The sequence below is a fragment of the Bradyrhizobium sp. JYMT SZCCT0428 genome, assembly GCF_018131075.1.
In the GTDB taxonomy this organism is placed as follows: Bacteria; Pseudomonadota; Alphaproteobacteria; order Rhizobiales; family Xanthobacteraceae; genus Bradyrhizobium.
The window spans coordinates 1-20339 of the sequence record NZ_JAFCLS010000069.1; the positions used below are offsets into that span (position 1 = coordinate 1).

General features: G+C 57.3%; 17 protein-coding genes and 1 pseudogene. 8 read left to right on the forward strand and 10 right to left on the reverse strand.

From position 1 onward, the window contains the following. A pseudogene (locus tag JQ575_RS39330) lies at window positions 1-396 on the forward strand (tetratricopeptide repeat protein); the annotation flags it as partial. 339 nt (window positions 397-735) lie between these two features. On the opposite strand, the gene JQ575_RS39335 reads toward JQ575_RS39330, so the two are convergent. Together JQ575_RS39335 and JQ575_RS39340 are read right to left on the reverse strand one after the other, a co-directional pair. Next, window positions 736-1239 carry a YodC family protein gene (locus JQ575_RS39335; RefSeq protein WP_283842693.1) on the reverse strand — a complete coding sequence of 168 codons (504 nt, stop codon included), beginning with the start codon at window positions 1237-1239 and terminating at the stop codon, window positions 736-738. A gap of 427 nt (window positions 1240-1666) precedes the next feature. After that, complete coding sequence (locus JQ575_RS39340; protein ID WP_249167200.1) at window positions 1667-1888, reverse strand: hypothetical protein; 222 nt, start codon at window positions 1886-1888, stop codon at window positions 1667-1669. Window positions 1889-2448: 560 nt separating this feature from the next. On the opposite strand from JQ575_RS39340, the gene JQ575_RS39345 reads away from it, so the two are divergent. After that, window positions 2449-2718, forward strand: a complete 270-nt coding sequence (locus JQ575_RS39345) for a phasin family protein (protein WP_212038552.1) — start codon at window positions 2449-2451, stop codon at window positions 2716-2718. Window positions 2719-2954: 236 nt separating this feature from the next. Here JQ575_RS39345 and JQ575_RS39350 read toward each other — a convergent pair whose 3' ends face one another. Next, window positions 2955-4694 carry an alpha/beta hydrolase gene (locus JQ575_RS39350; RefSeq protein WP_212038553.1) on the reverse strand — a complete coding sequence of 580 codons (1740 nt, stop codon included), beginning with the start codon at window positions 4692-4694 and terminating at the stop codon, window positions 2955-2957. A 1135-nt stretch (window positions 4695-5829) separates the two neighbouring features. Here JQ575_RS39350 and JQ575_RS39355 point away from each other — a divergent pair. The 5 genes from JQ575_RS39355 to JQ575_RS39375 all read left to right on the forward strand — a co-directional run bounded on the left by JQ575_RS39355 (window position 5830) and on the right by JQ575_RS39375 (window position 11117). Continuing rightward, window positions 5830-6879 carry an ABC transporter substrate-binding protein gene (locus tag JQ575_RS39355; protein ID WP_212038554.1) on the forward strand — a complete coding sequence of 350 codons (1050 nt, stop codon included), beginning with the start codon at window positions 5830-5832 and terminating at the stop codon, window positions 6877-6879. 70 nt (window positions 6880-6949) lie between these two features. Continuing rightward, window positions 6950-8074: an ABC transporter ATP-binding protein gene (locus JQ575_RS39360; RefSeq protein ID WP_212038555.1), complete on the forward strand. Its 1125-nt coding sequence runs from the start codon at window positions 6950-6952 to the stop codon at window positions 8072-8074. Continuing rightward, entirely contained in the window at window positions 8071-8922 is an 852-nt protein-coding gene (locus JQ575_RS39365; protein ID WP_212038556.1) for an ABC transporter permease, read from the forward strand. Before JQ575_RS39360 ends, JQ575_RS39365 begins: the two co-directional genes overlap by 4 nt. A 23-nt stretch (window positions 8923-8945) precedes the next feature. After that, the gene (locus JQ575_RS39370; RefSeq protein WP_212038557.1) at window positions 8946-9761 is read left to right on the forward strand and encodes an ABC transporter permease; all 816 of its coding nucleotides are present in this window, start codon (window positions 8946-8948) and stop codon (window positions 9759-9761) included. A gap of 30 nt (window positions 9762-9791) precedes the next feature. After that, entirely contained in the window at window positions 9792-11117 is a 1326-nt protein-coding gene (locus JQ575_RS39375) for an FAD-binding oxidoreductase (protein ID WP_212038558.1), read from the forward strand. Window positions 11118-11221: 104 nt separating this feature from the next. On the opposite strand, the gene JQ575_RS39380 is transcribed toward JQ575_RS39375, so the two are convergent. Together JQ575_RS39380 and JQ575_RS39385 are read right to left on the reverse strand one after the other, a co-directional pair. Next, window positions 11222-12433, reverse strand: coding sequence for an FAD-dependent monooxygenase (locus JQ575_RS39380; RefSeq protein ID WP_212038559.1), 1212 nt, complete (start codon window positions 12431-12433; stop codon window positions 11222-11224). A gap of 114 nt (window positions 12434-12547) precedes the next feature. After that, window positions 12548-13330 (reverse strand): tripartite tricarboxylate transporter substrate binding protein, encoded by a 783-nt coding sequence (locus JQ575_RS39385; RefSeq protein WP_212038560.1) that lies wholly within the window; start codon window positions 13328-13330, stop codon window positions 12548-12550. A gap of 291 nt (window positions 13331-13621) precedes the next feature. On the opposite strand from JQ575_RS39385, the gene JQ575_RS39390 reads away from it, so the two are divergent. Next, the gene (locus tag JQ575_RS39390) at window positions 13622-15160 is read left to right on the forward strand and encodes a winged helix-turn-helix domain-containing protein (protein ID WP_212038561.1); all 1539 of its coding nucleotides are present in this window, start codon (window positions 13622-13624) and stop codon (window positions 15158-15160) included. 534 nt (window positions 15161-15694) lie between these two features. On the opposite strand, the gene JQ575_RS39395 is transcribed toward JQ575_RS39390, so the two are convergent. The 5 genes from JQ575_RS39395 to JQ575_RS39415 all read right to left on the reverse strand — a co-directional run bounded on the left by JQ575_RS39395 (window position 15695) and on the right by JQ575_RS39415 (window position 20224). Further along, window positions 15695-16891, reverse strand: a complete 1197-nt coding sequence (locus JQ575_RS39395; protein ID WP_212038562.1) for an ABC transporter substrate-binding protein — start codon at window positions 16889-16891, stop codon at window positions 15695-15697. A gap of 96 nt (window positions 16892-16987) precedes the next feature. Further along, window positions 16988-17581 (reverse strand): NAD(P)H-dependent oxidoreductase, encoded by a 594-nt coding sequence (locus JQ575_RS39400; RefSeq protein WP_312016101.1) that lies wholly within the window; start codon window positions 17579-17581, stop codon window positions 16988-16990. Window positions 17582-17609: 28 nt separating this feature from the next. After that, a complete protein-coding gene (locus tag JQ575_RS39405) occupies window positions 17610-18053 on the reverse strand; it encodes a cupin domain-containing protein (RefSeq protein ID WP_212038564.1) in 444 nt (147 codons plus the stop codon). Window positions 18054-18073: 20 nt separating this feature from the next. Continuing rightward, a complete protein-coding gene (locus JQ575_RS39410) occupies window positions 18074-19261 on the reverse strand; it encodes an LLM class flavin-dependent oxidoreductase (protein ID WP_212038565.1) in 1188 nt (395 codons plus the stop codon). Between the two features lie 111 nt (window positions 19262-19372). Then, window positions 19373-20224, reverse strand: a complete 852-nt coding sequence (locus JQ575_RS39415; protein WP_212038566.1) for an alpha/beta fold hydrolase — start codon at window positions 20222-20224, stop codon at window positions 19373-19375. Between the last annotated feature and the right edge of the window lie 115 nt (window positions 20225-20339).

Genomic DNA, 20339 nt, shown 5'->3' on the forward strand with positions numbered 1-20339 from the left:
CACGGCGGCTGGGTACATTCAGCAGCTGGCCTTCCGAACGAAGCAATCAACATGTTCACGCGCGCCCTGCGGCTGAGTCCGCGCGATCCATTCCGTGGTTATTGCGAACTAGGACTAGCCATTGGCTACCGGGACGCCGGGCATCCGGAAAATGCGCTCGCGTGGGCACGACGCGCCATCCTGACGCTGCCGCAATTGGCGGGCGGCTATCGAGCGGCAGCCGTGGCGCTCGTCGATCTCGGCCGAGTTGACGAGGCGCGCGATATGATCCGGCAATTGCTGAAGGCCCAGCCCCATGCCCGCATCGATGCTGTCTTTGTTCGCCGCCAGAACCGCAATGAGTCCACGACGGAATCATGGATTAGAACGCTGCGGCAGGCGGGTCTCCCAGACTGAACGGCCTCGGGGTTTAAGGAGACCGTTGAATGTCCGATTGGGGTCATTCGCATCGGTTTGACCGGACCACGGCGACTTCCGGTCTACCCCGGTGAACGGAACATTCTTAGGATGGGCGGGTATGTCTCAAAGGTGCCATAGCGGACCTGGCGTGGGTTGACGCCGCTGGCAGCACAAAAGTCAAGCCTAACCAACGTATGCTTGCACTTGCTGAACTGCGGCGCTTCGGAGTGCATGAAGGGTCGTGTTACCATCACGTCCAACCAATTAGGTAGGCCGCTTCTAAAATTTGATCGTCTCTTTCGCTAGATGCGCCGCACGGCAGGACGCTCCAGCAGACTAGACTATCGGCGCCGATAGCTGGGTAAGAAGACAGTTTTTAGCTAGCGACGACAATGTCGTTTTCGGGGGTTTTGCGGATTTTCGTTTTTTGGGATTTGTTTTGGATGCAGCACAGAAGTCCACAGCTGGGCGGTTCATCGCATCAGCCATTTCATCAAGGACCACCTTGTAGTCACCCAAGGCTTGCTGCGAAGGTCCTTTAGCTTTTCTGGGATCGGTTGTCTCTAACGGAGCATGTTCTACGGCCCTGTGGTCGAGCCGCACTCGCTCCAGTTTTTCCCCGACGAACCAGACGCAGAGCATCCCCGTAATTTTATCGTCGTCGAAAATATCGGTGTTGACGGTATCGACCGTCATGGTTGGTCCACCCGATTTCAAAACCACGAGATCGCCAGACTTAAAGAGGGGTGGCGTTGTTGAACCCCTTACATCAAAGCGAATCAACTTAGTTGCGTTGCAACATAGCAGCCTCCCGCAATCTGCTAAAGGTGCTAGGAGCATTGTTCACCGGTCAAATGACCCATCATTAGGCCTGCGCAATCACGACGCCTCGAAACTCCCGGAGGATAGTGTATGCTTGTCTTTCGGTGAGGTGCCAATGACTTTCACCATTCACGGATCGAAAGACGGACAGAGCGTCGTCACTGTTCGTATCAGCCCAGATGCTGCTATCGATAAAGCTCGCCTACTGGAAGGCTCCGGTTGGCAAGTTCACATTACGGACTTAGCCGGGCGCCAGTTCGGCGTTTCAGACTTTCATCGATTTTGGATCAATCGAGAGCATGCCTACCTGCCTCGCTCCTCTGAGCCTGGAGCGTCGAGGAACCTATAAATTGCAGTCGGTGAACGATGGGATTGAACCGCTGCGTTCATCTCAATATGTCAAAGAAAATCCCGTAACGTGATATTTCAATAATCTGTTCTGCGCTCAAACCTCAGTCACCAATGGAGGCTGATGAGCAGTGCGAATCTCGTACAAGCCATGTTGCGATTCAGGTTTGGACATAAACTCCTGAATGCATTCGTCCAGCGTTCCATCCCGTATCGTATAAGCGCTGGCGTATTGAGCGTTGGTATTCCTTTGCCCTTTCAATGAAGGATATTTCTTCAGAACTGCCAGTGCGCTAAAATTGATGGATGGCTCAGCCACGTGAAGGCCCCTTTGGCGGCAAACTGCGAGGCCTCAGTTTGAAAAGTTGAACTTTAACTAGCAGCTCCTGTCGAGCCACAGTTCCATCCCAAGCCGGATGCCAACGAGCGTGATGCTGATCGTCATGGTGATGACCGTGTTCAACATTGGCAAACCACTCCGCACTATTTATGAGGGCGCTCAAACCGGTACGTACTGTTCAGTCTGAGATCTGGTGGTTACCGACCTTAACGCCGATATGCGATGCAAGGATGGGGGCTTTGTCCTTCAAAAGAAAACCCCAGCAGTCCGTGTGGACGTAGGTCTGATAGGTTCGAGGGCGTTGCGCTGTTGTTTTCGCTCTTGAGCGCCACCCTCACCATCGAGACATATCGAAGCTATGAAGGTCTCGATGCATAGGAGCTCCCTAGAAAGAGGCCCGTGAAATTACGGTGTTCAATTTCTCATTGCTGCGGTGCAACAACATTGCTTGCTTATTAGGCAGCGGATTCTCTATATGCATCCAGATCAATTAGGTCGGGGGATCGCCTCCGAGAATGATCGACTAAGGACTTTTAGACATGGCCGATTTTTCTAGCGTTCAGCAGCATCTCACCGCGATCACAACTGCCCAGACCGACTTCGTCAAGTCGTCGTTCGAGGCGAGCAAGGCGTACTTTGAAAAGCTTGCTGGTGTGAAGTCACCCGATAAGTTCTTTGAACTGACGGCGGAATACACCAAGTCGGCACAAGCAACGTTCGTTGCCGAAGCGACCAAGATCGGCGACCTCTATAAGACGTTTGCCCAGGAAGCCTTCAAGCCGTTCACTTCAAGCTTCCTGACGAAGTGATCGCCTAATTTTCTAATTTTAAGGCGCCTGCCTTGGTAGCTCAATGCCGCCCGGCCGAACAACTTGGTGGGCGGCATTGTTATGACCAATGTCCGTCTGCGTTCCCTCTAGTCCGCCCGGCCAACCGTTTGCGCTGTTTGCTTGTCTGACGCGCACGATCTTCGGCTACGTGATTTCATCACGGCCAGTGAAAGGGAATTTCGCGGTTTGAACCAGACTCACACAGAGCGATCGAATCAGTTTGATTTTTGCTTCACGTAACGACCGGGCGCTGGCTCGATGATGTGATAGCTCGCGCTGCCGGCCTGCACCGGGGCGGGAGTCCTCCCGCTTGAATGCCGCTTCATCCAGGAATCCCAGTCGGGCCACCAGCTTCCGGTTTTCTCGTCTGCAGCTCCTAACCAATCTTTCGATTCGCAGCCAAGGTCGTCATTCACCCAGTGGCTCCGTTTGTTGCGGGCCGGTGGATTGATGACGCCAGCAACGTGACCACTCGCGGCGAGAACGAAACGAGGGTCTTTTCCGATTAGGTCTTTCGAAAGGTACGCGCTTTGCCACGGAACGATATGATCCTCGCGCGAGGCCAGGACATAGAGCGGCGCCTTGACACGCGAAAGATCGATAGGAACTCCGCACTGAGTGGTCTTGCCCGGTTCCTTGATGTTGTTTTCCAGATATGTATTGCGCGTGTACCAACAATACATCGGGCCTGGCAGACTGACGCTGTCAGAGTCCCAGTACAACAGGTCAAATGCATCGGGCGTTGCGCCTTTCAAATAGCTGTCGACGACATAGCGCCAGATCAGATCGTTGGCGCGTAACGTTCCGAACGTGAAAGCCAATTCCTTGCCGGGCAGAATGCCCCCTCTTCCGATCGTCGCCTCTCGCAAGACAACTGAGCCTTCGTCGATCAGCAAGCCAATATCGCCAGTGTCATTAAAGTCTAGCATGGTCGTCAATAGTGTGATCGTCGCGAGTTTGCTTTCGCCACGCCCGGCAAGGACCCCTGCCGCACAGCTCAAAATCGTCCCCCCGACGCAGAAACCGAGCGCATGAACTTCGTCAACATTGACGATGTCGCGTACCACATCGATCGCCTTGAGTGGGCCAAGCCTCAAATAATCATCCCAACCGAGGTGTCCGATCTCAGGCACCGCACTTCGCCAGGAAATCAGGAAGACATGATGACCCTCGGCAACCGCATATTCGACAAAGGAATTGCGCGCACCTAGATCGAGAAGGTAATATTTATTGATACACGGCGGCACGATCAGCAGTGGCGTCTTCTCCACGTCAGGCGTCTGTGGCGTGTACTGAATCAGCTGGATCAATTCGTTCTCAAAGACGACAAAGCCCGGAGTAATCGCAAGGTTGCCACCCACCTCGAAGGCAGATTCGTCCACCCGCGTAATGCGCCCTTTCTGAATATCTTCAATCAGGTTTTTGATGCCGGCTGAAAGGCTCGCAGAGCGGGTTTGGATTGCCGTGCGAATAACTTCCGGGTTTGTCGTAGGAAAATTCGACGGACTCATCGCATCGATAAATTGTCGAGCGTGAAATCGAAGCTGTAGCTTGGTCTTGTCGTCAACCTGCGCACGATCTACGAACTCGGACAATTGCTTTGAAGCTAACAGGTAGCTTTGCTTGAGAAGATCGTAATAGGGAGTCTCCAGCCAAGCGTCGTCTTTGAATCGCTTGTCGCCGCGCGCCGGCTCGGTGATGACGTTCATTCCGAACGAAAGCGTCCTAACCAGAGACTTGTTCCAGAAGCGCCAGAATTGCGTAAGATATTCGCGTTGCATGTCCAATGCGAAAGTAAACGGCGAAAAGCTCTGGCCAATCGGCGACGACCCCTTGCCTCGGACTCCGAGGGCAGCGGCAAGCCCGTCGTCAAATTGCTTCATCGATTGTTGACCCGCCTTCATCAAGCTTTCAAGATATGCGGACGGATCGCCAGGCGATGGGATCTTGTCCATGTAAACCTCCCGCGATCAGGGATCGTAATGCGCGTATCATCTTCACGGGATCATAAGTCGCACAACGAACAAAACACATAATTGATTCCGCAGACGTGCAAATCGGCTACCGCAAATACCGCGCCGCAACAAACTCCTTGCCCCTCTAACTGGTATCGGCCGGAATAGAGCAAGTGATTTCAATACTGCTCGCAGACTGACATTCCTTACAACGGCTTCGCCCAGCGAATTGCCGTATTTCGGAGTTTTTGCCTTTCCGGAACTCGCGAGAAACGCTAGTCGGTACCCCAGTAGCCTCCCTCCCGCGCACCGTAGACCGTTCGACTTCCCTCGAAATATCGCAGCGAGCAATGCTCACGCCTTCTGGACAGGAGCACCTAGTTCGTTCGGGACAATTTCAATTTCCCCGCGATCGACCGCGCGAACGGCTCCTCGGACGCTCAAGCAGGCATCATATGCCGCGCGAATTCTCAAGAGCGATGTGGACTTCCGAGGAAGCGGCGGCCCTCATGTGCTTCGTCTGCTTTTGGGGATTAGGCTGGAGCACGCGGTCAAGCGACGCTAATGACCGAACGGATAAGCACGTTGTGATATAACAGCAGCCGAACGCAAGCCGCCAGTCGCCTATTTCCAGACATCCAACGATGCTGACGTACCGATCAATGTGCTCGCTGACGCAAAGGATGCCTGTACTCCCCTGGCGCTCCCCGAATGGCGCGTCGAAAGTCAAAACCAGCAGAATAAGCCGAACTTCGTTGCAGCAATCTCAACCCTGCATAAGGTTGAGGTGTTTGAATGCAATCGATGTTGCCGCATTGACGTCCGCGCTCGGAAAGGCCGCTGATGTCCGCTAATGACGGTTTTTGTTGCGAAAGTCGGCTGCGACCGATGGATCGGTAGGCCATTTCGCAGGACGACACCGGTTAGCGGATCTAACTCGCCGGGCTTGGGCGTGCCCCGGTGGTTTCTCAAAGAAAAAGCGCGCGAGACGTCGGGCGATTGAATGTCTTTGCCAGCTTTGCTCCGCCGTCGGCATGGAGCGCGTCCCGCCAGCCGTTCGCGCCAAATACGTTGCATTTCGAGCGGATCGGCGTCAAACTTGAGGTTAGTCCCACAGTTTTTCGCGGAGCGAGTCATGAGGACAAGGCGAGAGGTACTGGCAGCGACAGCTGCTGCTTTGGCGATGCCGAAGGTAGCCTTTGCCGAGGGCGAACCGCCCAAGCCGAAGCAGCTGATATTCAACGCCTCCGGCGGTTCGCAGATCGCGTCATTGCGTGAAAACTATCTCAACGATTTCGAGAAAGAGACCGGGATCAAGATCGTCGACACCAGCCCGGTCGATTTCGGCAAGCTTCGCGCGATGGTCGAAAGCGGCAATGTTTCCTGGAACATTACCGAGATCGGCGGTCAGGACGGCTACCGTGTCACAGAGATGGGCCTTGCCGAGCCGATCGATGCCAAGATCATCGACCGCAGCAAATTCCAGCCGCAGGCGCAGATGAGCCATGTGTTCTCGCCGAGCTGCTATTCCACCGTGATGTGTTACCGGCCGGATGCGTTTCCCAAGGGGGGGCCGAAATCATGGGCCGATTTCTGGGATGTAAAGGCATTTCCGGGTCCGCGCAGCATGCGCAACCACCCCGTCGATAATCTGGAAGCGGCGCTGATCGCCGATGGCGTGACGCTGGAGGCGCTCTATCCGCTCGACGTCGATCGCGCCTTCCGGAAACTCGATGCCATCCACAAGCACGTCAATGTCTGGTGGAGCACCGGGCAGCAGCCGGCGCAGTTGCTGGTCGACAAGGAAGTGGTGCTGGCAACGGGCTGGAATGGCCGCTTCTACGATCTGATCCGTAAGGAAGCGCCGCTGGTGATGGAGTGGAACGGCGGCATCCTCAAGCAGGGCAGCTGGGTGGTGCCGAAGGGCGCCAAGGATCAATATTGGGCGATGAAGACACTGGCGGCGATGGCCGACCCGAAGCGTCAGGCGGCCAATGCCGAAATTCTCGGCTATTCAGGCATGCACCTCGATTCCAATCAGTATGTCGCGGAGAAGATACGGCCGCTGCTGCCGCTATATCCCGACAATCTCAAGAAGCAGGTCTGGCTCGACCAGAAATGGTGGACCGTCAACGGCGCGCAAATCGGGGAGCGCTGGAACAAATGGATGCTGTCCAAAGCGTGATCTCTGACGCGATTGCGCGGAGATGGTCGTTACAGCGGCCGACCGATGCGGCCCGAATCCTGCCCGCCGCATGAGCAACGATCGGGCGTCAACTTCGCCACAGCAATCGGGTCGCCTGCAGGTCGATGCGGCGAGCAAGCGCTTTGGCCATGTGGCGGCGCTCTCGGACGTCAGCCTCAGCGTTGCGGCAGGTGAGTTCGTCACCATCCTGGGTCCCAGCGGTTCCGGCAAGACCACTCTCCTGAAAGTCATCGCGGGCTTCGAGATCGCGGACCAGGGCCGGGTCCTGATCGATCAGGCCGACATCACGGAGCTCGACCCGGCGCAGCGTAACATCGGCATGGTATTCCAGAATTACGCGCTGTTCCCGCACATGAGCGTGGCGCGCAATATTGCCTATCCGCTGGCGATGCGCGGAACACCGAAGGCGGAGATCGCAACGCGCGTCAAGCAGGCGCTCGACATGGTCGAACTCGGCGGCATGGCCGAGCGTTTGCCGAAGCAACTTTCCGGTGGCCAGCAGCAACGCGTGGCACTGGCGCGCGCCACGGTGTTCCAGCCGCGGCTGCTGCTGCTCGATGAGCCGTTCGGCGCGCTCGATCGCAAGCTGCGTGAGCAGATGCAGATTGAGGTGCGCCGGCTGCAGCGCCGCCTCGGGCTGACCACGCTGTTCATCACCCACGACCAGGAAGAGGCGCTGGTCATGTCGGATCGCATCGCGGTCATGGACAAGGGACGCGTCCTTCAGGTCGGGCCGCCGAACGAGATTTACGAAGCCCCGGCCAATCCCTTCGTCGCCGACTTTATCGGCGAGTCCAATATCTTCGCCGGCGTGGTCGAAGCCGACGGCGGCAATTTGCTGCGGGTGCGGCTCGAACAGGGGCCGGTGATCGAAGTCGCCGGTCGCGCCGACCTTGCGGCCCATCGGGGCCAGCGGGTTCGCGTGATGGTCAGGCCGGAGCGTTTCGTCGATCTCGCGGCGGACCAGAATTCAGTGTGGGCCAACAGGATCGATGGCCGCGTCACCGACAGCGCCTATATCGGCGTGTCGGACAAGTACCGGGTTGTCACGGCGGAAGGGATCGACGTCCTGATGCGGCTGCCGTCGGGTCCGAGCAGCCGGCGTTATAGCGCAGGTGAGGCGATCGCAGCGGGTTTCCATGCCGCCGATGCGCGGCTGATTGCCGTGCAATGACGCTCGCATCGACCACAGCCCCCGTTGCAAGCCGCGCCTGGCTTAGGCCCGGGCCGTTCGCATTGACGTTGCCGGCACTGTTGCTGCTGACGTTGCTGTTCATGCTGCCGCTGGTCCGGCTGTTCTCGCTGAGTTTCACCGGCGGCTTTGGCTGGTACGAGAAGGCGCTGACCGGCGGACTCTACACCGTCATTTTGTACCGAACCTTCGAGATCGCGGGCATCGTCACCTTCTTCAGCTTCGTGATCGGTTATCCCGTTGCGTTCCTGCTGGCGACCACGACGCCAAAATGGCGTGCGATCGGATTTGCCTTCGTGATGCTGCCGCTGTGGACCAGCGTATTGGTGCGAACCTATGCCTGGATGGTGCTGCTGGGGCGCAACGGCATCATCAACCGGATGCTGATCGATTCCGGCCTGCTCGACACGCCGCTTTCGTTGCTCAACAGCCGGCTGGCCGTCATCCTCGGCATGGTGCACGTCATGCTGCCGTTCATGATTCTGCCGATCTACAGCGCGCTGACACGCATCGATCCGGACCTGCCGACGGCCGCGCGCGGCCTCGGCGCGTCAGCTCTGCGCATCCTGACCACGATCTATTTGCCGCTGTCATTGCGGGGCATCGTTGCCGGCGTGACGCTGGTCTTCGTGGTTTCGCTGGGCTTCTATATCACGCCCGCACTTCTCGGCGGCGGCAAGGTAATGATGTATGCGATGGTGATCGAGCAGCAGGTGCGGGAGTTCCTGGCATGGAATTTTGCCGGCGCGCTCTCGGTGATCCTCCTAGCGGTGACGCTGGTGATGTTCTGGTTGCTCAATCAGGGCGTCGCCCGCCATCTCAGGGATTGATCGATGTGGTGGAGAAAACGGCGATGAGCGGGCCGGGCAGGCGACGCGGGGCCGGGGCGGGGCGGATATTGCTGCGCTTCGTTTGCGGCTTGATCTTTGCGTTTCTGATGTTGCCGCTGGTTGTGCTGTTTCCGATCTCCTTCAGTTCGGGAAGCTATTTGCGCTTTCCGCCGCCGGGCTTCTCGCTCAGATGGTACGCGCGTTACTTTGATGATCCGACCTGGATCGATGCCACCTGGCGCAGCCTGCAGGTCGGCACGGCGACGACGGTGCTGGCGCTCCTGATCGGTATCCCGCTCGCCTTCGGGCTGGCACGCGGACGCTTTCGCGGCCGCAGCGTGATCGAAAACGGCATCTCGGCGCCTATCATCGTGCCGCACATTGTGATTTCGATAGCGATCTACGGGCTTTTTTCAAAACTCGGCCTGATCGGCGAGTGGTACGGCATCGCGGTCGCGCACACCGTACTGGCGCTGCCCTTTGTCGTCATCGTGCTGTTGTCGGGCTTGCGGGATTTCGACACCAGTCTGGAGCTTGCCGCGCGCGGCCTCGGCGCCGGTCCGTTCGAGGCGGCCCGCACCGTCACGCTGCCGATCCTGGCGCCGAGTGTCTATTCGGCGGCGTTCCTTGCCTTCATCACCTCGTTCGACGAACTGGTGGTCGCGATGTTCATTTCCGGCGCCAACATGACGTTGCCGAAGAAGATGTTCGACAGCATCATGAGCGAGATCGAACCAACCGTCGCGGCCGTTTCCGCCATGCAGATCGTGCTGATCTCGGCACTGCTGCTGCTCGGAACCTGGCTGCGCCGCCCCGTAACGGCGCCGCTCGTGCGCTAGAAAAACAAAAACGGAAAGGGCAGGACAGCGATGCCGAACGACATTCTCCACAAGGACTTCAAGGCGGCGCCCTTTTGGTGGGAGGCCTACAAGCCCGTCACCGGCGATCTTGTCGAGGTGCCGAAAACTGCGCGCGTGGCCATTGTCGGTGGCGGTTATGCCGGCCTGTCCTGCGCCATCGAACTTGCGGATGCCGGAATAGAGGCTTGTGTGTTCGAATCAGCCGAGCTTGGCGCCGGCGCCAGCACGCGCAGCGGCGGCGGCGTCAGCGGCGGCGTCAACATCGGCAAGAGCTTTACCGGCAAGGTCACCCAGCTTCAACCCGATGTGCTGCAAAACATCCTGGCCTCGGGCTACGATGCCTTCAGCTTGATCGAGAGTCTGATCGAGCGGGAAAAAATCGATTGCTACTGGGAGAAGACCGGCCGCTTTGTCGGAGCGTGGACGCCTAACGACTACGCCTATCAGGAGCGTCGCGTCGCAACCCTCAATGCCAATGCGGGATCGGGCGCCTTCATGGTGCCAAAGGAACGGCAGCGCGAGGAGATGGCGTCCGACTATTACTACGGCGGCATGGTGGTGGAGCGCTCGGCCAAGGTACATCCCGCGCTGTACTATAAGGGCCTGCTCGACGCGGCGCGTCGTCGCAAGATTACGCTCTGCGCCAAGGCGGCGGTGAAGACCATTACGCCTGCCGGCACGGGATGGCGGATTGCGACCTCCCGCGGTGACATCGAGGTCGGCGACGTGGTGATCGCCACCAATGGCTATACTGGCGATGCGACGCCGGAACTGAAGCGGCGCCTGATTCCGCTGGCGAGCCACATCATCGCCACCGAAGAACTGCCGCCGGATCTGGCGCGCACGCTGATCCCGAAGGGGCGCACGTTGGCCGATACCAAGCGTGTGCTTTGCTATTATCGGATGTCGCCGGACGGCAAGCGCATGATCTTTGGCGGACGCGCCCGCTTCACCCAGGTCACGCCGGCCGTGAGCGCGCCGATCCTGCATCGTTTCATGACCGATCGCTTTCCGCAGTTGAAGGGTACCCGTGTCACGCATGCATGGACCGGCAATGTCGCCTTCACCTGGGATGCGCTGCCGCACACTGGCACGCTCGGTGGCATGCATTATGCGCTCGGCTGCAACGGCAGCGGTGTAGCGATGATGACCTATCTCGGACGCCAGACCGCGCGGCGCATCATCGGTGGCGCCAATTCCACCTGCGGCTTCGAGCTGGAAGAATTCCCGGACTTCCCACTTTACAACGGCAACCCGAACTGGGCGCTGCCTGGCATCGGCGCCTATTATCGCTTCCGAGATGGTTTAAGCCGGACGCTCGCGCGGTACTCGTGAGCGGACAATCGGCCGGCAATATGGGCGTGGTGCGTGGTGGTTACAGTTGGGCGTATTGCGCTCCCTCGCCGAATGAAGAAACAAGACCAAAACATCCAGCAAGTTCAATTGGCACTAAGTTGATGTTCGCTCAGATGGGCAATGGCGACCCTTTCAACGTCATAATCAAACAGGGATTTACGTAACGTCCCCAAAATTGCGATTTCGCGGTCGCGTTGATGGAGGTTCGCATATTTTGAATCATAGCGGAGACCGTTTTTCCGTGCTTCGGCTTGAATGATGTCGGTTCGAGCACGGCGTAGTTTTTCGTATTCCGGCACTAAGACGGGCACGTCAGCCGGATCCCGCCCTTCGAGAAGCACAGAGAGGGCGACGCCATCTTCGATCGCTTGGTTGGCGCCCTGGCCGAGATGCGGAAGCATCGCGTGGGCGGCGTCACCCAACAGCACGAGGCGTCCCTTTGTCCACGATGCCAGCGGCATGCGATCATATAAGCCCCACCAAAAGCAGCTCTCCACTGCTTCAAGCAGCCGCACGACGTGCGGATCCCATCCGTCGAAGGACGACGCAAGCTCGTCGCGGTCTCCGATCGCGGACCAGGACTCAGTCGTAGTATTTTCGCTAGGAACGAAGCCGACATAGTTCAGAAGCCGGCCGCTGCGAACCGGGTACACCATGAAGTGCTTTCCGTCCCCCATCCAGACCTGCTGGGCTTCCTGCCGCCAACCGGGAAGTTTTTCGCGAGGAATCAAGCCGCGATAGGCGCGAACCCCAGAATATTCGGGCGGTGTCGGCTCGACAACGTACTTCTGCAATATCGAGTGTATGCCGTCGGCGGCGATGACGATGTCGGCTTCGGCAGTTTCGCCGTTCGCGAATTTCAACCGTGCCGCGGCGACATCCTTTTCAAATCCGATACAGAGATGGCCCGTGCGTATGGTGCCCCGGGGAAGGCTCGCCGCGAGCACATTCAGTAGGTCAGCCCTGTGCATGCCGTAGATGCCGTTCCAGCCGCTGGAGTCGGTCATGAGCATGGATCCGACGACTGTTCCGTCCGCCCGGTAATACTCTGAACCATCGCCGATCTTGGCACCCACCGCAGCCAAGGCCTCGCCTAATCCCATTCGTTCGAGTTGCCGCAGACTGTTCGGAAAGATTGTCAGACCGGCCCCGATCTCGCCCAGCGCCGCGGCCTGCTCGAAAACCGTGACGTCGATGTCCCTTCGGTTGAGGGCGCATGCCGCGGATATGCCGCCAATTCCTCCCCCGACGACGGCGGCGCGAAGGCGTTTGGTCGATCGAACTTTGCCTTTCATTTGAACCGTCGCTGATCTGCTCAATGGCCGTGCTATTTCGTCGCATTTCTCAAATCGACGATGCGGCTGATCTGCTGAATGCGCGATCGTTGCCGTTCGATGGCAGCGGAAAATTCATTGGGCGTGCTGCCAAGCACGTGTTGCCCGCCCGCCTCGATCCGGGAACGAACCAAAGGATCGCCGGCAACGGCGCACGTCTGCGGAAATCCGGTCGCGCAGCGCCGGCGGCATATCGCGCCAGCCGAACAGGCCCGTCAGACCCTCGATCTCCATCTCCGGAAAGCCGGCCTCTACGACAGTCGGAACGTCCGGCAAGCCCGGCGCTCGCCCAGGGCTCGCCACGGCGAGTATCCGCGCTTTGCCGGCGGCCACCGGACCTCTCACCGCCAGCAGGGCATGGGAGAGGATTTGTACGCGCCCCTCTCCGAAGTCCGTCTGCTGGGTCGTTGCATCCCGGTAGGGGATGTAAACTTGCCGGAGCGCGTTCCGCGTCAAGAACGCGGCGAACACAAAATGCGGCAGGCTCGGGCCTGAACTCCACGATAATTCGCCAGGCTTCGATCGCGCCAGTTGCGCCAACTCCTGCAGCGAGCGCACCGGCAATTGGTTGTGAACCGCAATGACTAAGATGGAACTGGCCGTCGAGGCGATCGGTACCATGTCCCGAGACGGATCGAAGGGCAGCACCTCCTGCAACAGCGGGCTCACGGTCACCATCGAAGCGGTCCCGTAAAGTAGGGTGTGGTCATCTTTGGCGTTCGCAAACGCGCCGCCACCGACGATAGCATCGGCGCCGGGCTTGTTCTCGATGATGACCGGCTTGGCCCAGCGCCTGGCAAGCCCGTCGGCATAGAGGCGCGCGCTTACGTCGTTGGCTGACCCGGCGGCAAACGGCACAATGACCTTCACGGCGCGTGCTGGCCAATCATCGCCTCCAAGGCAGATCGACGTGGTGCCTGCCGAGGCTCCGGCAAGAACCATGGTGAATGCGAGGATACGCCGAAGATGCCGAAACCGCAGATGCATAAGTGTTCTCCGTCGGCCAACTACCTGTCCGCCGAATGCCGGTGAATCCCGGCCCCGTTGTAAGGAGATCATCCATACCGGGCCGGCGTCCTGAAATTGTCATGAAATAAACCTGAAACTTCTCGCTGCCGCCGGCGCACGGTTCGGGGTAAGGTCAGGGAAATGAAACTGATTTTCAGCTCTTTGACGCTTGATTTGGAGCGGCTTTGCCTGATTGGGCCCGCCGGTCAACTAAAGCTGCGGCCGAAAAGCTTTAAGGTGCTGCGTTATCTCGCCGAGCACGCCGGACAGACCGTCACCAAGGATGAATTGATCGCGGCCATTTGGCCTGATGTCACCGTCAGCGAGGAGTCGCTGACCCGCTGCATCAGCGATATACGCCTGGCGATCGGCGATGACACGCAACACATTATCAAGACGCTGCCGAAGCGCGGCTATCTGCTGGAGGGACCGGTGTCGCGTAATGGCAAGGAGGCTGGGCCAACGCCTCCATCGCCTGCCGATCTCCCCTCGATTGCGGTTCTGGCCTTCGCCAACCTCTCGCGAGATCCAAATCAGGATTATTTCTGCGAAGGCATCACCGAAGACATCATCACCGAGCTTTCGCGATTTTCCGAGTTGCTGGTGATCGCGAGGAATTCGTCGTTTCAATACAAGGGACGAAGAGTCGACGTTCGGCAGATCGGCAGCGAACTCAATGCGCGTTACATTCTCGAAGGAAGTATCCAAAGCAGCGATGGCACCATTCGCATCACAGCTCAATTGATCGACGCTGCGAGAGGAACGCACCTGTGGGCAGATCGATTTGATCGAACGCTGGGAGATACGTTTTCAATTCAGGATGAAATCGCACGCATGATTGCGGCCAGGCTGGCCATACACATCAACGACGCGGAAGCGCATCGGCCGCTTGCAAAACCCACGACCAGCTGGGAGGCATATGATTACTTCCTGCGTGGCAATCATATGCTGAACCGCCTGCTCACCGGAGTACCCATTGAGGAGCTCTACAAGGCGCGAAAGCTGCTCCAACGATCCATCGAACTGGACCCCGCTTTCGCGCGTCCGTATGCCGCGCTTTCCACCAGTCATTCCGTCGCGTGGATCAATCCCGTCAACCAGGAGTACCAGACCAAGGAAGCCTTGCAGCGGGTGTTTGAATTGGCCCAAAAGGCTATCGAACTCGGTCCAAACGAAGCGTTTGGCTACAAGGTGCTGGCTAACGCAGCCATGTTTCGGCGTGATGGCGCCGCGTGTCTGGCCGCCTGGAACAGAGTCTTTGCATTAAACCCGAACTTTTGCGACTGGCGCCATGGTCAATGCCTGGTACTGTTGGGTCAACCGGAGGAAGGGTTGGTCGCGATCCGCCGCTACATGAGATTGGATCCCTTCTTTCCGCCGCACGCCTTGATGGTCGAGGGGCTCGCCCATCTTGTTGAAAGGCGCTACCAATTAGCCTTGCCTCCGTTTCGCGAAATGATTGCTCGATCGCCGGACTTTCGTAACGGGCGCCTCATGTTGGCGGCGACCTACGCGCACATCGGGGAAACGCGCGAAGCCCGGCGGCAGGTCGAAGAGTTGCTCAGGATAGAACCGGATTGCTCGCTGAAGAAGTTATCCCGGCAACACTATTTTCATTCAGCAGAACACGGTCTCCATATGCTCGAAGGGTTGCGCAAGGCGGGCGTGCCAGAGGGATAATCCATCATCAAGGTCGGTGTTCGGACGAATGGCTGGTCTTGCTGCAAGAGGTGGTGAGGGCGATTTCGGTGAGCCGTTTACATTCGCGGGTATGGCCGCTCCCGGGCCACTTAGCGGACTTGCGGATCGGTCAGTCTGCTCTCTGCTTTCGGGGGTAGACCGGTCATCAAGCGAAGACAACAATCCGACTTTTTGACCTAGCTCGAACAAATATCGCACTACTATGATCTGTGAACCGGATGCCGACGCAACAGTCAAAGCGGGACCTCAACCCTGTGAAGGTTGGAGCCGCGCGGCCATAATTTCAGCAGGCCACGCGACCAGCCTGCCGAAATTGCGCCGGGGGAGCTTAGGGGGAGCGAGGCCTCACAGAGGATGACTTCAGGACGATGTCTGATCTACATTCAGGAACGGACACTGCGTCTTGCCAACGTCAGGTCTGAAAAGTGCCCGACAGCTGACATCCAATCCGCCTTCATTCTAGATGACCTCAGCCGCCTTTTTCGCGACGCCACAGCGTCGCGCGCGTTAGCTCTATTCGCCGCTCACGACTGTTCCAATTCGACGCCAGCTCTCGCCTTGGAATTTCATGACCTGCATCTGCTTAATCGGCCGATAGTCGTCAGGTGACGTATTGATTTCTATTCCGTCAAGCAGCAGATCGAGTTTGATGTCCTTTAACGAAGTCGCCGCGCGCATGATCGACTCTCGCGAGACGTCATCGCCAGCGTTTTGCAGAACTTTCTCGAAAGTCTGGGCTATGGCATAGCCCGTCATTGTGATGTTGCTAATGGTATCACCCTCTGGATAATACGCTCGCATAAACTCGAGAAAATTCTTGACGGCTGGGTCATCCTTGAAGGCCGGATCGCTTGCATCCTTCAAGAAGGCCGTGGTTAGGATTCCCTGGGAAGCCTCCAAGCCTGCTGGCTTGAGTACGGCTGCGACTGATGAAGATGCATTGACGACGAATTGCACCGGCTTCCAACCCAGCTCTGCTGTTGCCTTTATCGCCTGCGCAGCAAACTTCTGAGTCGCAAAATTTAAGAGAACGTCAGCGCCAGAAGCCTTGAGCTTTACGATGTGCGTAGAAATTGTGGGCTCGGATATTTCATAGGTGTCTTCCGCTACGATCATTTCCGCACGATTGCCAAGACGCGCCTTGAAACCTGCGACCAGATCTTTTCCAAAATCATCATTCTGACTGAAAATGGCTATTTTTGCGTTCGGATGATGCTCGAGGATGTACTTCGCATAGATGCGCGCCTCCGTGTCATAGGTGGGCACCCAACCGATCGTCCAAGGCGCTCCTTTAGGATCTGCAAATTTGCTGGCGCCAGTCAGAACAAATAGCTGCGGCAGCTTCTTGGAGTTCAGGTATCGGTAGATTGCCGAATTTGTCGCGGTCCCCACTGTAGAAAGCAGCACCGCTACTTCATCACCTTCTACAAGCTTTCGCACCTGCTCGACGGTCTTCGATGGATTGGCAGCGTCGTCGTACGAAATGAAATTGATCTTCCGGCCTCGAATTCCGCCATTGTCATTCAACCTTTTGAAATACGCAGCTTGCACTCTGCCAACAGCTCCGACCACCGCCGCCGGCCCACTGTACGGCACAATGTTGCCTACCTTGAACTCAGCTTTTTCTTGGGCAAAAGCCGGCGGAATTCCACCGATGACAGCAGTCACAATAGCAATTGCGATCGCATTGTACTTCTTAAGCCGTTTCATTTGGTCGTCCTCCGATTTAACAAGGGGCACGCTACCGGTCAGAACAACCGAGCTACCCTCCACCTCATTTCTCAGCCATCAGCAAAAACTTACCGGTCAAAGCGCTCTCAACAAGGCGGAGTTCCGTGCGAAGCTCACGACCTGCTCGACCATAATGCTGATATTGCGCTCTATATCTGAATCTAGGCATTGTTCTCCGGCAAAGATCTTCCTTGCCGTGTTTATCATTACACCCATCGGCGCATTCCAACCGCGCAAGGAATGAACGACCGACCTCAGTGAACCTAATGTAGTTCCCGCCGCTTGCCATCCACCGGCGCAAGCAATCGTCCCGACCGAACGCCCGTCAAAGTAAGCGCGATCATCGCCTTTCATATCCTCGGTATAGTCGATCGCATTCTTGATCAGTCCCGAGATGCCGCCGTGATATGCCGGAGCAGAGAGGATGATGCCGTCGGCTTCTCGCAAAGCTTGAATAAGTGCCTTGGCCCGCTCGGTACGCGTCACATCGGAGGGGTCGTATAGCGGCAAAATCAGCGCTTCGCCGCCAAACATCTGCACGCGCATGTCATGAAGTGCTGCTCGTCGCAGAGCGAAACGAACAGCCAGTTCTGAAGAGGATTGCTCTCTCTGAGTACCGCCGACTCCCACGATCAAGGGCCGCCGAGGATTGTCGACATGAATGTTCACGTCAAAGTCTCCATTCTGCTCAATTGCATTACTTTGGGGGCGGCAAGAAGTCGACTTCGTGCAACGCAGCAAGGCGCACGACCTCATTCGGATCAGGAACGTTGTGAATTTTTTGGAACAGATCGAAAAGCTTTCGCGTCGGGGACACCCAAAACAGACAAGTGACGGTCTTGCCCGAATTGTTGAAAATACCGTGTGGGATGCCCATCGGAAGACGTGCAAGCCCCCCATTTGTAGCCTGGAGCTCTTTACCGTTGAGCCAGAAGTCCAACGTGCCCTCTAGGACGTATACAAATTCATCCTGGGTCGGATGTAGGTGCGGCGGAACGAACGTTCCGGCTGGGAACGTCGCATGCCAAGACAATGAATTTTCGGACAATTGCTTTGGCACATACGTTTGCCCAAGAATGTTCCAAGTGATGTTGTCAATGCCCGACGAAGCAGCGTCGGTAATGCCTGCGGTCATCGTCATGTTTGATTTCCTTCCCCTTACTATTCTGCCGCAACTTGGATTTTTTCGTCCGCGAGCCGGCGCCGCTCTTTCAGCATCGGGATCACCTCGTTTGCGAGCCCCGTGATGGTCCGCACCACTTTCCAGTGAGGCATGTTTCCGCGATGGATTTGGAAAATTATGCGGCTGGTCTCCGCCTCTTCTGCCCACTTCTCGATCATGTCGGCCACCGTCTTCGGCGTGCCTGCGACGACCCGGAACTGCTCGCGGATTGCCGACCAGTCGAAGGCCCCGCCATGGCTGGCTGGGAGCATGCGGCCGTTTCTCTTCCTGAATTCATCCATCGAGAGATAGCCTGGCGCGTCGAGATATCGGCCGGCCTTTGTCAACACCGTAAAGAAGAACCGTACATGAGGCTCCATCTCCGCAAGCGCGGTCTCGTCATCGTCGCCAATGTAAACCATGCATACGATCGGCACTTGGTGGGGTTGGATCTTGTGCCCGTAGTGCGCGGCACGCTCTTTCAGGGTCTTCTGCGCCGCCAATTGCGATGCAATGGGACTGAAAGTTGACGAGTAGCCGAACCCCAGCTCGGCAGCCAATTCAATTGTGCCGGGGCTGCCGGATCCCACCAGGTAAAGCGGCGGATGAGGCTGTTGATACGGGCGCGGCCAGATATTGAGGTAACGATAGTTGTAGAAGCGGCCATTGTGACGAATCGGACCGTCTTGCGTCCATGCCTTCATGATGACTTCGAGGGCTTCGCGCTGGCGCTCCCGCGCGGTAACCGGATTCACATTGCTCGCCCAATATTCCATTGGCGTGCCAAGAGGAAACGCAAACTCCATACGGCCTCCCGACATCACGTCGAGCATGGCGTAGGCTTCTGCCAATCTGTGAGGGTGTTCAAGGCCAGAAGGCGTACCCATCACGCAGATGCTGCCCTTGGTTTGCGGAATTAGCGCGGCTGCTAACACCGATGGGACCGGCATCAGACTATAAGCCGTATTATGATGTTCGTTAACCGCCACTCCATCAAACCCGAGCTTGTCGCAGAGAACGAGTTCCTGAAGGTAACGCTCGTAAAGTGCATGACCTTTTTTTGGATCGAAGAACTTGTTGGGAAAATCGACCCACAGCGACTCGTAGTCATCGACATTTTCCGGAAGGCCTTCTGAATAAGGCATGAAGTGCCAGGCGAGGAACTTTGTGTTGGGAAGAATCGGCATGGTGGTTCCTATTTGAGTGAAGGCGCTGCCTGCGTAGCCCGGTGGGCCCAGGCAACGGCCGTTGCGCCGTTGTTTCTGGAATTCGCCGGGCTCGGAAACGCTCTGACCTAATTAAGACGCTCTTTTTTCAAGCGGTATCGCGGCCGACTTGGAGCGCGGCTTTTCCTTCAGAAAATCGGAAACCAGCTTTGTAGCGGCTTCTGGGGCTTCGTCGAGCGGTAAGTGACCTACACCCTTCATAATCTCAACGCGCGCGTTGGGGATATGAGCCAACCAAACGTCGCTCTGCTTCACCGGCTTGATGCGATCCTGTTCGCCCCAAAGAAGCAACGTCTCGCAAGAAATCCGATGGAGCCATTGACCGAGCTTCGGATTGCCGGATCGCTCCCAGTTCAAGCGAGCCGTTGAAGTCGTTTCCTTGTATCGCAAGGTCAGGAAGTCGAGGTCGTGACCTTCAGGCAAGAACGGCTTCAGCACTGCCTGATCCGCCACGAGGTAGCTCAATAGATCTCGCGGATGCACGGTGTACAGGTCCGTTGACGGAACGCTGTCAATTATCAGGCCTGTAGCGGCTACCAGCACGAGCTTCTCGATCCGCGCTGGCTGCACCACGGCGATTTCGGACGCGATCCATCCTCCTAAGGACGAGCCAACTAGACTCACCCTTTCGAGTTCAAGCGCGTCCAATAGATCCAGGTAGTGAAGGACATAATCGTTGATCGAATCGATCCTGCTGTCGTCATCGGACTCGCCAAACCCCGGGTGGTAGGGAATGATGACCCGATGAGATTTGAGCCAATGCTTGGCGAACCCAAAGCCTGGAAATGTCCCCGACCCGTGGAGATAAACCAGGGGAGAGCCGACGCCGGCGGAATACACTATGGTACTTACACCGTTGATCTTGAGTTCTCTGCGCTCAAAGTCCGCCAAGCTCTGCTTTGTGCGATCCAGCACCGAATTCACGGGCGTCCCTCCTATGGCTATTGGTTATGCAAAGGCTAGGAATGGAACCGATGGCGGTCACCTATCGAAAGATAGGAAAATGGGGCACAATAGTCGGTAGCCGTGTTTCTCGTCG

Bases quoted from the DNA above. Each gene is read 5' to 3' on its own strand.
- JQ575_RS39335 (WP_283842693.1), bottom strand. From the start codon at position 1,239: ATGCTCCTAGCACCTTTAGCAGATTGCGGGAGGCTGCTATGTTGCAAC.
- JQ575_RS39345 (WP_212038552.1), top strand. From the start codon at position 2,449: ATGGCCGATTTTTCTAGCGTTCAGCAGCATCTCACCGCGATCACAACT.
- JQ575_RS39350 (WP_212038553.1), bottom strand. From the start codon at position 4,694: ATGGACAAGATCCCATCGCCTGGCGATCCGTCCGCATATCTTGAAAGC.
- JQ575_RS39355 (WP_212038554.1), top strand. From the start codon at position 5,830: ATGAGGACAAGGCGAGAGGTACTGGCAGCGACAGCTGCTGCTTTGGCG.
- JQ575_RS39360 (WP_212038555.1), top strand. From the start codon at position 6,950: ATGAGCAACGATCGGGCGTCAACTTCGCCACAGCAATCGGGTCGCCTG.
- JQ575_RS39365 (WP_212038556.1), top strand. From the start codon at position 8,071: ATGACGCTCGCATCGACCACAGCCCCCGTTGCAAGCCGCGCCTGGCTT.
- JQ575_RS39370 (WP_212038557.1), top strand. From the start codon at position 8,946: ATGAGCGGGCCGGGCAGGCGACGCGGGGCCGGGGCGGGGCGGATATTG.
- JQ575_RS39375 (WP_212038558.1), top strand. From the start codon at position 9,792: ATGCCGAACGACATTCTCCACAAGGACTTCAAGGCGGCGCCCTTTTGG.
- JQ575_RS39380 (WP_212038559.1), bottom strand. From the start codon at position 12,433: ATGAAAGGCAAAGTTCGATCGACCAAACGCCTTCGCGCCGCCGTCGTC.
- JQ575_RS39390 (WP_212038561.1), top strand. From the start codon at position 13,622: ATGAAACTGATTTTCAGCTCTTTGACGCTTGATTTGGAGCGGCTTTGC.
- JQ575_RS39395 (WP_212038562.1), bottom strand. From the start codon at position 16,891: ATGAAACGGCTTAAGAAGTACAATGCGATCGCAATTGCTATTGTGACT.
- JQ575_RS39405 (WP_212038564.1), bottom strand. From the start codon at position 18,053: ATGACGATGACCGCAGGCATTACCGACGCTGCTTCGTCGGGCATTGAC.
- JQ575_RS39410 (WP_212038565.1), bottom strand. From the start codon at position 19,261: ATGCCGATTCTTCCCAACACAAAGTTCCTCGCCTGGCACTTCATGCCT.